The 14,488-nt window shown below is 45.9% G+C and carries 10 protein-coding genes; 8 read left to right on the top strand and 2 right to left on the bottom strand.

What is annotated here, in order from left to right:
* The first annotated feature begins 43 nt into the window (after positions 1-43).
* The 3 genes from der to ACYVE4_RS06920 all read left to right on the top strand — a co-directional run bounded on the left by der (position 44) and on the right by ACYVE4_RS06920 (position 2,865).
* Positions 44-1,351: a ribosome biogenesis GTPase Der gene (gene der / locus ACYVE4_RS06930; protein ID WP_460996260.1), complete on the top strand. Its 1,308-nt coding sequence runs from the start codon at positions 44-46 to the stop codon at positions 1,349-1,351.
* Positions 1,352-1,435: 84 nt separating this feature from the next.
* Positions 1,436-2,359: a DMT family transporter gene (locus ACYVE4_RS06925; protein WP_460996254.1), complete on the top strand. Its 924-nt coding sequence runs from the start codon at positions 1,436-1,438 to the stop codon at positions 2,357-2,359.
* A 197-nt stretch (positions 2,360-2,556) separates the two neighbouring features.
* Positions 2,557-2,865 carry an ArsR/SmtB family transcription factor gene (locus ACYVE4_RS06920; protein WP_460996250.1) on the top strand — a complete coding sequence of 103 codons (309 nt, stop codon included), beginning with the start codon at positions 2,557-2,559 and terminating at the stop codon, positions 2,863-2,865.
* 79 nt (positions 2,866-2,944) lie between these two features.
* Here the strand turns inward: ACYVE4_RS06920 and ruvB are convergent, their stop codons facing one another.
* Both ruvB and ACYVE4_RS06910 read right to left on the bottom strand, forming a co-directional pair.
* Positions 2,945-3,973 carry a Holliday junction branch migration DNA helicase RuvB gene (gene ruvB, locus ACYVE4_RS06915; RefSeq protein ID WP_460996249.1) on the bottom strand — a complete coding sequence of 343 codons (1,029 nt, stop codon included), beginning with the start codon at positions 3,971-3,973 and terminating at the stop codon, positions 2,945-2,947.
* A 101-nt stretch (positions 3,974-4,074) separates the two neighbouring features.
* Positions 4,075-7,734 (bottom strand): PKD domain-containing protein, encoded by a 3,660-nt coding sequence (locus tag ACYVE4_RS06910; RefSeq protein ID WP_460996248.1) that lies wholly within the window; start codon positions 7,732-7,734, stop codon positions 4,075-4,077.
* 232 nt (positions 7,735-7,966) lie between these two features.
* Between ACYVE4_RS06910 and ACYVE4_RS06905 the strand changes: the two genes are divergently transcribed.
* The 5 genes from ACYVE4_RS06905 to ACYVE4_RS06885 all read left to right on the top strand — a co-directional run bounded on the left by ACYVE4_RS06905 (position 7,967) and on the right by ACYVE4_RS06885 (position 14,481).
* Positions 7,967-8,998 carry a PorP/SprF family type IX secretion system membrane protein gene (locus tag ACYVE4_RS06905; RefSeq protein ID WP_460996247.1) on the top strand — a complete coding sequence of 344 codons (1,032 nt, stop codon included), beginning with the start codon at positions 7,967-7,969 and terminating at the stop codon, positions 8,996-8,998.
* Positions 8,999-9,283: 285 nt separating this feature from the next.
* Complete coding sequence (locus tag ACYVE4_RS06900) at positions 9,284-10,456, top strand: pyridoxal phosphate-dependent aminotransferase (protein ID WP_460996246.1); 1,173 nt, start codon at positions 9,284-9,286, stop codon at positions 10,454-10,456.
* Positions 10,457-10,535: 79 nt separating this feature from the next.
* Positions 10,536-12,107 (top strand): flavin monoamine oxidase family protein, encoded by a 1,572-nt coding sequence (locus ACYVE4_RS06895; RefSeq protein ID WP_460996245.1) that lies wholly within the window; start codon positions 10,536-10,538, stop codon positions 12,105-12,107.
* Positions 12,108-12,112: 5 nt separating this feature from the next.
* Entirely contained in the window at positions 12,113-13,114 is a 1,002-nt protein-coding gene (locus ACYVE4_RS06890; RefSeq protein ID WP_460996244.1) for a Hint domain-containing protein, read from the top strand.
* A 158-nt stretch (positions 13,115-13,272) separates the two neighbouring features.
* Positions 13,273-14,481: an acetyl-CoA C-acetyltransferase gene (locus ACYVE4_RS06885; protein WP_460996243.1), complete on the top strand. Its 1,209-nt coding sequence runs from the start codon at positions 13,273-13,275 to the stop codon at positions 14,479-14,481.
* Positions 14,482-14,488: the final 7 nt, after the last annotated feature.

The raw sequence follows: 14,488 nt of genomic DNA, 5'->3' as shown, positions 1-14,488 counted from the left end.
TTATCACTCATTCTTCATCACTCATCGCTCATCACTAACTAAAATGGCAAACATTGTTGCAATTGTGGGTCGCCCGAATGTGGGCAAATCCACGTTATTTAATCGCCTGACGGAGCAACGACAGGCTATCATGGACAACCAAAGTGGCGTAACTCGTGATCGCCATTATGGCACCGCCGAGTGGAATAACAAGTATTTTACGGTTATCGATACAGGTGGTTATGTTGTTGGTTCTGAAGATGTATTTGAGGAATCAATTCGTGAGCAAGTAGAAATCGCAATTCAGGAATCAACCGTTTTGTTATTCGTTGTTGATACGCAAACCGGTATTACGGGCCTGGATGAAGACTTTGCGGATGTGCTGCGTCGGTCGAAAAAACCGGTTTATATCGTTGCCAATAAAGCCGAAACAACGGAGCGCGCTCAGGGAGCTGCTGAATTTTACGGACTAGGTCTAGGCGATCCATACCCCATTTCATCAATGACTGGAACGGGCACGGGCGATTTGCTGGATGAGATTGTAAAGCATTTTCAAACCGATGGCGTTGAAAATCCAGATGCTGGTATTCCACGCATAGCCATTCTGGGCCGTCCAAATGTTGGAAAATCTTCCTTTCTGAATGTATTGACTGGGCAGGAGCGCAGTATTGTAACGGATATTGCGGGCACAACCCGTGATGCGATCAATACACGCTATAAAGCTTACGGAAAAGATTTTATCCTGACCGATACAGCCGGTATTCGACGTAAAGCTCGTATTCAGGACAACATCGAATTTTATTCGACGCTCCGCTCAATTAAAGCGATGGAAGAGTCGGACGTTTGTATTATTCTGCTCGATGCAACTCGTGGCCTGGAAGCGCAGGATTTGACTATTATTGGTCAGGCCGTAAAAGCGAAAAAGGGCATTGTCATTATGGTCAATAAGTGGGATGCTGTTGAAAAAGATCATCGTACTGCCGATGTATGGCGGAAGGAGATGATTCAGCGGATGATGCCTATTGATTATTTGCCCATCATTTTCGCGTCGGTTCATGAAAAACAACGCATTTTTCAGGTGATGGAAAAGGCGATGGAGGTCTACGAAAATAAGAACAAAAAAGTGGCTACTTCGAAGCTAAATGAGGCTTTGCAGCCTGAAATCGAAAAATATCCGCCACCGGCTATTAAAGGCAAGCATATCAAAATCAAATATATGCTTCAGGTCCCAACGCCTTCGCCAACGTTTGTTTTCTTCTGCAATCTGCCGCAATATGTTCAGGAATCCTATCAGCGATTCCTTGAAAACAAACTTCGCGATCATTTTGATTTTACCGGCGTACCGCTCACGCTGTTCTTCCGACAAAAATAGCATAGAGTAAGTGGCGCGGAGCATGGGTGATTACTGCACTTTACAATCCTTGCTTCGCGCACCCTTTTCCATGCCTTCTCTCTTATGTCACGTAGCCGTTACTGGGTCGGAGCTTTTTTAGTTTTTCTGGCGGCATTTTGTTTTGCAACAAAAGGAATACTCATCAAGCTAGCCTATCAATACCCAATTGATTCTATCTCGCTGCTGACATTACGGATGCTTTTTGCGCTTCCTTTTTATGTTGTTATCCTATTACGTATTGCTCAGAAGCAACCTCCTGTACCGTTAACGTTTCGGCAGTGGATGGCCCTGGCCTTTTATGGGATAACGGGTTATTATCTTGCCAGTTTCTTTAACTTTTTAGGGCTCGTTTACATTACGGCCAGCCTGGAGCGAATTCTGCTGTTCATTTATCCTACCTTCGTCCTGCTTATAAATGCTATTGGTTTCCGGCGGCCGATTTCTAAATTACAGATCGTTGCGCTGCTTCTGACCTATGCAGGAATCCTGCTTGCTTTTTGGGGAAATATTGAGACGTCTGTTCAGAAAGACGTTATGCTGGGCGCTTTTTGGGTTATTTTAAGTGGTTTGGTTTATGCGATCTATCTGGTTGGCAGCGATCGGATGATTGCTCTGGTTGGCTCACAACGCTACACTTGCTATGCCATGATCGCTGCGACCGTTCCCACTGTTATCCATTGCGCTATTCAGAATCGACTGGATTTAGATAGTTACCCAATGCCCGTATATGCACTCGGATTAGGCATGGGCATTTTCGTGACGGTTATTCCCACGTTTATGATTGCTGAAGGCATAAAACGAGTGGGCTCCGGAAATGCCTCGATTATTGCAAGCATTGGCCCTATTTTCACCATTGTGTTATCATCTTCTATTATAAACGAAACAATTAGTATTGAACAAATTGTTGGCACTCTACTCGTCTTAACTGGGGTATTTTTAATTGGCTGGCGTGGTACAAAGCAATCGATTTCGGAAACCAGCGCGTAAATAAATACGTCTTGCTGAAACTCTAAAACTTACTAATTGGTTACCAGCAAGAAAAATAAACAGGTTTTCATCTTATTATAGGATATAGAAAACAACCATTAAATAAAATATATCTCACTTTCAGCAGGTTAGTGTTTTATATATGTCTGTTTTCACATTATCTTTCAGATCACTATTACCAACTAATACCCATTGTCATGCCTACCGACAAACTTTTTGATGAAGAAAAAAAAATCGACAAAGCAGCTTATGTATTAAAAGCTGTTGCCCATCCGCTGCGGATAAAAATTATTCAGATGCTGAACGAAAATAAAGAATTGAATGTCTCAGCAATCTACAAGAATCTGAATGCGGAACAATCATTGATCTCACACCACTTAATTAACATGCGGGATAAAGGAATTCTGGATATCCGGCGCAGCGGTAAAAACATATATTACTTTCTGGTTGACAACGCCGTAGCGGAAATCATTGATTGCATCTATAAGAGCACATTGATCAGCTAATTCATCCAAAAACAGTAAAGCCGTAAAACAGATAGATCTTGAATCACTGTTTTACGGCTTTACTGTTTTAAAAGCGAGTCTATCCAAATAATTCCCCCGTTCGGAAATTCGGCATAATGCCCAGGTGACGATAGGCTTTTTCAGTAGCTTCACGTCCACGGGAAGTCCGCTTTAGAAACCCTTCCTGAATCAGGAATGGCTCATATACTTCTTCAATCGTCTCAGCTTCTTCACCGCAGGCTGTGGCAATGGTAGTCAGACCAACGGGGCCACCTTTGAATTTGTCAATAATCGTCATCAGAATCCGATTATCCATGTCATCCAAGCCGTTTTGATCGACGTCGAGCGCGCTCAAAGCGATTTCAGCGATCTCGACGTTGATATATCCATTGCCTTTAACCTGAGCAAAATCGCGGGTTCGTCGCAAAAGGTTGTTGGCGATACGCGGTGTACCCCGGCTCCGGCGGGCAATTTCAAACGCGCCTGTTTCGTCAATTGGCGTTCCTAAAATAGCGGCTGATCGCTGCACGATACTGGTCAGCAATTTTGCATCGTAATATTCAAGTCGGCAACTGATACCAAACCGTGCTCGTAGGGGCGATGTAAGCATACCAGCGCGTGTAGTAGCGCCAATCAACGTAAATGGATTCAATTTGATCTGTACCGTCCGCGCATTTGGCCCAGAATCGAGCATAATGTCGATCTTGTAATCTTCCATGGCCGAATACAAGTACTCTTCCACAATCGGATTGAGACGGTGAATCTCGTCGATAAACAGAACATCGTTTGGCTGCAGATTGGTTAACAATCCGGCCAGGTCGCTTGGCTTGTCCAACACAGGACCAGAGGTCATTTTTATGTTGGCATTAAGTTCATTAGCAATGATGTGCGATAATGTTGTTTTCCCCAAACCAGGAGGACCATGAAGCAGAACATGGTCAAGTGCTTCGCCCCGTTGCATGGCAGCCCGGACAAATACTTCGAGGTTATCCAGCACTTTTTCCTGCCCCGTAAAATCCTCGAAAGAAAGCGGTCTGAGCGCCCGCTCGATTTCTTTGTCGGTAGCGGTCATGCCATCGGATGAGCCTTTCAAAAAGTCGTTTCGCATGGTTTTGATTCGTACAGACCTGGCCCGTTTTTCAGTCCAAAATGGACTGTTTCAGACCAGGTCGTTTACGTCAAATTTACGAAAAAAACAGGAGAAAACCGCTATCGAATGAGCATTACTGTACCTCTTTTTGTAACGGGTCCACGCTCGGGAAACGACTCGCTTGTGAACGTCACAACGTAGGGATAAAGCATTGATGGATAGGTTGATCCGCGGTAAGTTCCATCCCACTTCTGCTCTGGGTTATCACTCGCGAAAATTACCTCGCCCCATCGATTGTAGATTCTAAACTGGTAGTTGACAATGTAAGCTGTGAATATCTGTAACACATCATTTACCCCATCATTATTCGGCGTAAAGGCATCTGGTATATTCACCCTTGGTTCGCACAGATTCAACACACGAGCCGATCCTACGGCTGTACAACCCAGCACGTCCGTCACACGAACCTGGTACTCCCCTGCCTTATCGACGATAATCGATCGGGTCGTATCATTTCGGTTTATCCACAGATAGCGCAGACCGGCCGCTCCACCAGCTGTTAGTGTAGCTTTTCCTAAATCACCCTCACAAAGCGATGCCTGCTGGGTTAATGAAAATGGTGGTGGTGGTCGATCACCCACGTTGATACTGCTTCGTCCAACACAACCCGACTGCGTATTTCTAACGGTCAGACTATACGAACCTGGATTTGAGACCGATATACTGGGCGAAGATGCGCCCGTACTCCATTGATAAACATTACCCGGTATATCACCCGACAGAGGGGCCAATAGTATGGCTAGTCCATTGCATTTTAGTGTATCAGGACCTAATCGGGCAAAGCCAGTGCTATCTAAGCCAACCCGGATACTATCCTTCAGCAACTTACATCCTTTCGTATCAATCAATTGCACCTTATAAAGTCCCGGCGAAGCCGTTCCAAGGGCGGGCGTAGTTGCCACAACACCATTGTTCTGATCCAGCCAGGTATAAGTAGCAATGGTTCCTCCCGTAACTGTCAGGCTTATTGTACCGCTATTCGGTATACTACACAAGGCATCTCTTACCAGTGGTGAAACGGCTAACTGATTATCGGGAGATTTCAGGGTGAATGCTGTATCGGCTTTACAGTCGTGTAGTGTATCGGATACGCTCACTTTATACCCACCCTCCGTCAGGCTGACCTGCTGGCCGGTTGTGCCCGTCAGAATGGCTCCATCGGATCTAGTCCAGTTATACTCGTAGATACCATTGGGTGTAGTCGTTACATTAATTACCCCATCTGCTGACGTACAAGTTGTTGGGCCGGTCAAGCTGGCAGCCATTCGTAATTTGGGCAGTTCGCTAACCCGAATCGTATCCGAATTTTCGCAGGTTGTTCCGTTCACCGTCGATTGCGCCGTAACGGTATAGGTTCCTGCTTTCGTTACGAATATCGTTCGCTCCGTTCCACCATTACTCCACTGAAACTGCGTCCAGGTTCGTTGCGGTACGGTTAAATCCACCGATGAGCGGTAACAGAAAACGGTATCGGGCCCAAGATCAAGTGAGGGAGTTGGTTTGATCTGAACTTCAATCGTATCGCTTTTGAAACATTCACCATTAGCGGCTATACCTACTGCAATGTAATAGCCGGGCCGATCGAAAGTGATGGTCTTTTGCCTACTGACAAGTGCTCCATTCACAATCCAGACGTACATTTTGGCCTGTACTTTTATATCCAGGGTAATTCCTTTTTTATTACAAATGGCCGTGTCTGCTCCCAGGTTTATGTCGGGCGGTAATTCTACGATGGTCAGTGTATCCCGGATTAAGGTGTCTTTACAAATGCCTCCGCTACTGGTTCTGGTAATAATCTGGAGACTGACAAAATACTGCCCCGGTTTGGCGTATGCGTGCGTAATTGGATCGGTAGCCGTAGTTGAATAAGGGCGACTACCATCGCCAAAATCTAACGTGTATGCTTCTTTTAGCTTTGGACAGTTCGGACTTATCTGAAACACAGTAGGCGCATTGACGCAGGTATCTCCATACGTAAGTCCCGGTCCACTCGACTGATCGTTGAAATTCGCTACTAAGTTGGGTAACCCTAACTGACTCGTTTTGCCCCCGAGCGATTGACCAGATGGGTTGAAAATCAAACTATCGAGCAAACCACCGTTCGGATTTTCAATGGTACCCAAAGAACTGCTCCCCTTTATGGCTACGTAAATACGACCATCGGGCCCAATTTGTATAGAGCCGTATTGCCTGGTCGTACTACTATCGACAACCATTTTTGATTTATTCACCAGGGAGTCGGGTTGCGTCAGATCATACTTGACTATGTAGGATGCATTTTTTAGGCTTCCATCACTGTTTGTATCGGCCAGCATGGTCACGTAGAGACTCTTCCCATCGGGCGAGAATTCTGCCCCGTACGCTTTAGGAGGAGTGGGCCCGAGATCGATTGTCCGTTGAAATGTTAGAACGCCCGTTGAGTCATTGAACGTGAATAAGTCGATCGAATTTTTGGGAGGGCCGGGGACAACAACCGCCATTGGTCGATTTCCTTCGTTACCACTTGTTGTATCGGCCGGACCAATTTTTATATAACCTTCTGCATTTGAGAGCGAATCAATTACCTGACCACCTGTATACGTTACAGGATCAGTATTCTCGCTACGTGTTAAATGGCGAACTTCGTATTGATTCGTGCCATATTTCCGGGTAATTACCCAATAAGTAGAATCGCGTGTGTTCGCTACCGACGCCGACTGTTCAGTACCTTGATTTGACAGGAGAATATTCTTTTCAACAATAGCCCCTTTGCCCCCATCCTGACGCATATCAACTACGCTATAGGTCAACGTTTTTTTGCCGCGAATTTCCGACGTTGTATATACGTAATATAAATATTCGCAGCCTCGGCAAGTCGGTTTTGGCACAATCAAAGCAGATTGGGTGGAGTTAGGGCTTCCGTCTAGTGGTATCTGGTTAGTCGTTGTATCGCCCGGTATCAGCGATTTCAACGGTTTACCATCTTTCCCATAAATAATAATTCCGTTCGTGTAAAATAAGAGAACTCCCTTGGTATTGGCAATGGATGACGACCCTTCAATGGTGCTCAAACTCCCATCTGTAAGCGGTTTTGGCGTTCCTCCACCGCTAAAATCCAAGCCAGCATTTTGTCCAAAATACCACTTTACACCCTGAGATTCTTTTTGTTCCCCACAGACATCTACGTTAATTCGGTTCTGATACGAACAACCGTTCGGACTGATGGCTTCGACCGAATAACACCCTGAACTATCGACCTGAATCGATTGAGTTGTATCTCCTTTGGGGTACCAGATGTACCGATAACCCGGCTGTTCAGTTCCATTGTATGGGTCCAGCGTAATGGTCTCGCCTTTACAAATGGTTGTATCGGTTCGCCAGTTCATAAACGCAGGTGGTGGCGTACTGATATTAATAATTCGCTCCGACGTCTGTGCACTCCCACTTACGGTTCGGGTTAAGCGAACCGTATACGTACCTGGTTGCTGATAAACGTGTTTGGCAACAGAATCGCGCTGCTTGGTAATGGTTGTACCATCCCCAAAATCCCAGAGATGCGAGGTCGCACTAATTCTGGATGTATCGGTAAATGTAAGCGAATCAGATTTGCACTCCTGATCAGGAATACAGGCTTTGCCACTGATTTTAAATCCCTGCGCCCAGGCCGTCGTCATTCCTGCCAACAGGAATAGTACAGCCCAGAGTCCAACTACACGAATATGACTGCTAAAGTTTAACATGAATAAACGCTGAATCAAGCCACCTTCCCAATTTCACTGCCACGATATAACAACCACGGGGGCATTACGTTAGTATAAACGACGATGACTCACTAAAATTTTATCGCCCGATCGTCACAAAAGCCCTTTAAATTCGACTAATTTTATAGGTTGTTGCAACGATAAATACTTCGTTTACGATAATAACGTTGCAACGGTAAAGTTGGCCCAGTCTTTGCCATGAATTTCTATTATGCTTAAGAAATACGTACTGACAATTTTGGCACTGACGCTGAGTCGGATGGTCTTTGCTCAGGACCCTCAATTTACTCAGTTTTATGCGGCCCCTATGTACCTGAATCCTGCTTTTGCCGGTTCGGCTCTGGCACCACGGATTACGGCAAACTACCGAAACCAGTGGCCAGCCATTACGAACTATGTTACGACAATGGTAGCTTTTGACCACTTCGTCGAAAAATACAATAGTGGCATTGGCTTAATGATTCAAAATGACAATCAGGGCCAGGGGCGCATCCAGTCAACAGATATTGGTCTGCAATATGCATACCAATTTCAGGTAAGTGAATCATCGTTTGTACGGCTCGGTTTACAGGGATCTTACGTGAATCGGAGCGTAAATTATTTTGGACTTACTACTGGTGATCAATTTACGGATCGTGGGTTTATAACAGGCAGTGTTTCAAGTGATCCGGCGCTAATGGGCGGGCTACCAACTCAAAAATATGTTGATTTTTCAACAGGCGGTCTCTTCTACTCCGACTGGTTCTGGGTTGGCTTATCAGCTCACCATATCAATCGTCCCGATCAGGGGTTCTTTATTGGCGGTCGCGAACGTTTACCAGTTAAAACCAGTATTCAGGCAGGCTTACGAATTCCACTAATGGGCTTTACGGGACTTGCTGACGAACAGGATCGTGAAATTAGTATTTCACCAGTGGTTATGTACAAGCACCAGGGAAAATACGACCAATTGGATTTGGGAGCTTATCTGACTTATTCGCCTTTAACGATTGGTGCTTATTACCGGGGAATTCCCTTCAAGAAATATGATCAGACGTTGAATAATCATGATGCGATAGCGGGTCTGATTGGCTGGAGAATGGAGAAATTCTCTATTGGCTATAGCTATGATTTAACAATTTCTACTTTGGGTAACAGTGGCGGATCACACGAATTATCAGTGTCTTATATTTTCGACAAACCTGAAGGCCGCCGATCTGGAGTGAAGCGACGGGACAAAAAATTGCCCTGCCCAAAATTCTGATTTCCAGCTATATGGGTCAATAGCTAACTTAGACCGTTGACTAATTAGAACGGGGTCAATATACGTTTTTAACACAAATCGTTAATAGAAAAATTTATTCCGGAAAACAGCTTTTTAGTTGTAGATAATTCTGCAATTGATTTTTACATCAAAATTATTTTAAAGCACTTACTAGTTGTAAGTGCTTTTTTTCTGAGCATAAATTCGTACTTTCACAAAACTCTATCTACTAAGGAGTTATATTTGACTTTACTCTTATTTGTTCCGGGATAAATACAAAAAACCATGTCATCACAACTATCTCGCCGGGATTGGCTGCGCGCCAGTGGGCTTCTAACCGCAGGGCTAGGCTTAAGTCGATTTACACCCGCCGAAGCCGCCCAATCTAACGCTCCGCTTGTTTCGTCATTTACGAATGAATTTGCTTTCGCCGATGATCCATTTAGCAAAATGCCTAAACTCCGGGCTCGGTTATTCGCGAATGAAAACCCACTAGGCATCTCGCAAAATGCGAAAGAGGCTCTTGTGAAAGCCGCCGAACTCGGAAACCGCTATGCCTGGATGGAGTTCAGCCAGTTGAAAACTCTGATTGCAGCTGATGACCTAGTGAAACCCGATAATATTATGATGTCGCCGGGCTCATCGGATATTCTGATGGCGGCTGCTGACTATTACGCTAAGGGTGGTGGTACGATTCTTACCAGTGCTATGACTTACGACGACTTGCTCCAGCGAGCCGAGAAATTTGGCGCAAAAATCAAGGCGCTCCCGATGACGAAAGATTATAAGTATGATCTTCCTGCAATCAAAGCCGCAATTACGCCAGAGGTCAAACTAATCTACATCGTTAATCCAAATAACCCAACAGGTACGATTGTTCCTACTGCCGAACTGGAAGCATTCTGTCGGGAAATTGCCCCTAAAGTGCCTGTATTCATCGACGAAGCGTACATTGATTTCTTCGAACCTGCCGACCGCCCTAAACTAGGCAAACTAGTAGCGGACGGATTGAATGTGATTCTAGCTCGTACGTTCTCGAAAATTCACGGATTTGCTGGCTTACGTTTAGGCTACGCAATTGGTCAACCTGCCACGCTCAAAACGTTGCATGAGTATACGAACGGCGAATTTGCCGTTAGTATTACAACACTGATGGCTGGTATTGCCAGCTATCAGGACAAAGAGTGGCAAAACCACTGCCGTGCCGAAAACGCGAAAGCTCGTACATATACCACCAAAGCCCTGACCGATATGGGCTACGAGGTAATTCCATCTTCTACAAACTTTATCCTGTTCCCAATCCGAATGAAAACCGGTGCCTTTAGCAACCAGATGTTTGGCCAAGGCATTGGTATTCAGACGCGTGATTTCAACGGCCAGCCGTATTGCCGGGTCAGTGTAGGAACTATGGATGAAATGGCCATTTTCATCGATGGCTTTAAGAAAGTAGTAGGTTAAAATTAGTTGTCAGTTACTAGCCGTTAGTAAAGAACTCTATAGGCTAACGGCTAGTAACTGACAACTGTCGACTCTTTTTATGACCCGACGCGACTTCATCAATTCAACGAGTGCCAGTTATGCCAGTTTATTGGCGTGGGGAATGCTCCATCCAGCTCCCGCGTCAGCCTTTAATTTGCCTGCCAATGGGCTACAAAACGATGGAAAAGGCCGAAAAATAATTATCCTGGGAGCCGGACTAGCGGGTATGACAGCCGCTTATGAACTCGGAAAACTTGGGTACGATTGCACGGTTCTGGAAGCTCGTTCCCGCTCGGGAGGGCGCGTCTGGACGATCCGGGGCGGAACAAAAGAAACCGAGTTGGGGGGCACACCACAGACATGCTCCTTTGAGAACGGATTATATTTCAACGGCGGAGCAGCCCGGATTCCGCATCACCATCAACTAACGCTTCAATACTGCCGCGAATTAGGCGTTCCGCTGCAGATTTTTAATGGAGCCAATGAATCGGCTTATCTGTACAACGACGGTGGAACCGGCGATTTTGCCAATCGCCGTATGCGCATCAGTGACTATCACCACGACATGCGTGGCTACACCGCTGAACTCCTTGCCAAAGCGCTCGACCAATCGTCGCTGGATCAGCAGTTAACCAAAGAAGACGTTGAAAAACTGGTCGACTTCCTGAAAAATGAAGGTGACTTAAATACGGCTCATTTGTATAAAGGCACGAATCGGCGAGGTTATAAAGTAAAAAGTGAGCCTGGTGCAGGGCATAATCCAGGAACGCAAACCGATCCTTACGGCTTGACGGACTTACTCCGATCAGGATTTATGCAACCCGTTTTCTACAACGTTGGCGACTATGCTTATGAACAACAGGCAACGCTCTTGCAACCTGTTGGTGGAATGGACGCCATTCCGAAGGCCTTAGAGAAAAAGTTGACGGGCAAAATCATCTTCAACGCCCCCGTTAAAGAACTTCGGAAGACGGAGAATGGTGTTCGGGTAGTCTATCAGAAAGACGGTAAACCCGTTGAGGTAACTGGCGAATTCTGCGTTTGTACGTTGCCGTTACCGATGCTCAAAAATCTCGAATCTGATCTTTCGGGGACAGTTCAACGGGCTGCCGATTTTATTCCTTACATGAAAACCGGCAAAATCGGCCTGCAATTTAAACGGCGGTTTTGGGAAGAAGATGACGGAATTTATGGTGGAATTTCTCGTACAAATATGGATATCAACCAAATCTGGTATCCATCGTTTGGTTTGCAGGAAAAGAAAGGCGTTCTAATTGGCTATTATAATTTTTATAGCCGAGCCGAAGCAGTGGGCGCTTTGCCCGTTGCGGAGCGGGAAAAAATGGCCCTGACGCAAGGCGGCAAAATTCACCCGCAATACCCAACGGAATTTGAAAACTCCTTTTCGCTAGCCTGGCATCGAATTCCTTACAGCGGTGGAGGCTGGGCCAATTACGATGATTCTGCCCGGAAAAAATTCTACGCATCGCTACTCGAACCGGATGGCAATATCTATTTCGCCGGAGAACATACAACCTATTTAACAGCCTGGATGGCAGGTGCTTTTACGTCGGCCCGCCGAACGGTTGAAGCCATTCATGCCCGCGTAGGTGAATACACTAAAAAGTAAAAACCATGAAAAACAACCTGCTTTCAATTTTAATTTTCCTCTCTTGTGCTGTTACCACGCAATTCCTTAGCCAGCGTGTTTGGGCACAGACCGCAACAGCTAGCATGACGGCTGAGCAACTGACCGCTATCAAAGCCATTAAAATTGCGAATCTTGATAAAGACACTTACTTCAAATCGGGCGGATTTATTCTGGATCGCTACGAAGAACGCCCGGCGTATGTATTTGCTTACAGCGATGGCATTACCCGGAAAATTTACCTCTATAAAGTTTTCGCAGCCGAAGACACGAAAGAGTTAGGGTTACTAGCTATTTACAAAAATGAGAAATCAGGCGAAGTGAAACCATTCGTCATTCCCGGGGCATCAGCCGACCGCAAAGCCTGGGACGCCTACATCGACGATCTGAAATACGTTGGTGAAAAAGAGCCAGGTTTGATGTCTGCCCTGACGTTTGTTCTGTCGCGTGAAATGGCTAGCCTGCTATCGGGTAGTACTGGAAAGGCCGACGAAGGAAGTGGGAAGAAAAAAGAAGAATATAATTTCTGTTTCGCGGCCGATGCGCCCGTTACAATGGCTGATGGCTCTTCCAAAGCAATTAGTGAGCTGACGACAAATGATGTTGCTATGGGTTATAATACCCAAACGAAAACCATTGCACCAACGCACGTTACCCGCGTCGATACGCATACGGGTAAGTTTACGTTAGCAGGTGTATGGCTCGCGCCCGTTAATGAACTAACTGCCGATAATCGTTCTGCGCTGACCGCTCCGGTTTTACTGGAAGCTACGGCTAATCACCCCGTAATGACTGCAACTGGCCGAAAAGAATTGGGCCATGTGAAAGCAGGTGAGATTTTATACCGCTACGATGCGGCAACTCAACAAGCTGTAGCTTATAAAGTTGTACGGATAGAATCATCCGTCCGTTCGGTAGAGAAAGTTTATAATCTGGCTACCGAATCAGGTGCTTACCTAATAGGCGAAATCGTCGTATTAGATAAATAAAATCGATATACTAGTCAATTGTTCTGGAAAGCGGAAGAGGTTTAGATCTCTTCCGCTTTTAGTTTATTCAACTAAATCGCATTGCCCTATTGATCTTTTGCGACTATTTTTGTTTGTCTTAAACTCGTATGCTTGCATACTAATTCAATAATAAACCTATGCCTGACGCTTTCATTTACGACGCAGTCCGAACACCTCGCGGACGGGGCAAAAGCGACGGTTCGCTGCATGATGTTCAACCCATTCAACTGCTTACAACCGTCCTGCAAAAGCTTCGTGACCGTAACCAACTCGACACATCGCTTGTCGATGATGTAATTATGGGGTGCGTAACGCCTATTGGCGAACAGGGTGCGGATATTGCCCGAACGGCTGCCATCGAAGCAGGTTATGCTGAAACAGTGGCGGGTGTACAACTTAACCGGTTTTGCTCATCAGGTCTGGAAGCAATTAACATGGCTGCTGCTTACGTAATGTCGGGGCAGGTCGATGCAATTGTTGCCGGGGGCGTTGAGTCAATGTCGCGGGTGCCGATGGGGTCTGATGGTGGTGCTTTGTTCATGAATCCACAAATTGTCGCTCGGCATAATATTGTTCCGCAAGGTATTTCGGCTGATTTAATTGCGACAAAATATGGGTATACCCGATCGGATGTCGATTCTTTTGCAGCTGAATCGTATCGCCGGGCAGTTGAGTCTCAAGCAGCCAATCTATTTCAGAAAACGCTTATACCCATCCAAGACGAAATTGGAATGACTTTGCTGGATCGCGATGAAGGTGTTCGTCCCGGCACTACAGTTGAAAGTCTGGGTAAACTCAAACCCGCGTTTGAATCGATGGGTCAGATGGGCTTAGATGCACTTGCCTTGTTGAAATACGCTCAATACGATAAAATCAATCACGTTCACCACGCTGGTAACTCCTCACAAATTGTCGATGGTGCAGCTGGAATTTTAATTGGCAGCAAAGAATTCGGTGAAAAAACCGGACTGAAACCCCGCGCTCGCATCAAATCATTCGCGGTTGTAGGTTCTGAGCCTACGATTATGCTGACGGGTCCCGTTCCGGCAACCCACAAAGTGCTCAAACGAGCAGGAATGACTGTCAGTGATATTGATCTATTTGAGGTAAACGAAGCTTTTGCCGCTGTACCACTGCTCTTTATGGACGAGTTTGGTGTATCGCATAGTCAATTGAATGTTAACGGCGGTTCGATTGCACTAGGTCACCCACTGGGGGCAACGGGTGCCATCCTTTCCGCTACCCTGCTTGATGAATTGGAACGAGCCGATAAAGAGGTTGGCCTGGTAACGCTTTGCGTAGGGGGTGGTATGGGAGTAGCAACCATTTTTGAACGGGTAAACTAAGCGGAAC

The sequence above is a fragment of the Spirosoma harenae genome (genome assembly GCF_054776975.1).
This window is presented reverse-complemented; position numbering and strand designations above follow the sequence as displayed.

What these genes read in the sequence shown, in the direction of transcription:
- ACYVE4_RS06925 (WP_460996254.1), top strand. Translation starts at nt 1,436, where the DNA reads ATGTCACGTAGCCGTTACTGGGTCGGAGCTTTTTTAGTTTTTCTGGCG.
- der (WP_460996260.1), top strand. Translation starts at nt 44, where the DNA reads ATGGCAAACATTGTTGCAATTGTGGGTCGCCCGAATGTGGGCAAATCC.
- ruvB (WP_460996249.1), bottom strand. Translation starts at nt 3,973, where the DNA reads ATGCGAAACGACTTTTTGAAAGGCTCATCCGATGGCATGACCGCTACC.
- ACYVE4_RS06905 (WP_460996247.1), top strand. Translation starts at nt 7,967, where the DNA reads ATGCTTAAGAAATACGTACTGACAATTTTGGCACTGACGCTGAGTCGG.
- ACYVE4_RS06910 (WP_460996248.1), bottom strand. Translation starts at nt 7,734, where the DNA reads ATGTTAAACTTTAGCAGTCATATTCGTGTAGTTGGACTCTGGGCTGTA.
- ACYVE4_RS06900 (WP_460996246.1), top strand. Translation starts at nt 9,284, where the DNA reads ATGTCATCACAACTATCTCGCCGGGATTGGCTGCGCGCCAGTGGGCTT.
- ACYVE4_RS06920 (WP_460996250.1), top strand. Translation starts at nt 2,557, where the DNA reads ATGCCTACCGACAAACTTTTTGATGAAGAAAAAAAAATCGACAAAGCA.
- ACYVE4_RS06895 (WP_460996245.1), top strand. Translation starts at nt 10,536, where the DNA reads ATGACCCGACGCGACTTCATCAATTCAACGAGTGCCAGTTATGCCAGT.
- ACYVE4_RS06890 (WP_460996244.1), top strand. Translation starts at nt 12,113, where the DNA reads ATGAAAAACAACCTGCTTTCAATTTTAATTTTCCTCTCTTGTGCTGTT.
- ACYVE4_RS06885 (WP_460996243.1), top strand. Translation starts at nt 13,273, where the DNA reads ATGCCTGACGCTTTCATTTACGACGCAGTCCGAACACCTCGCGGACGG.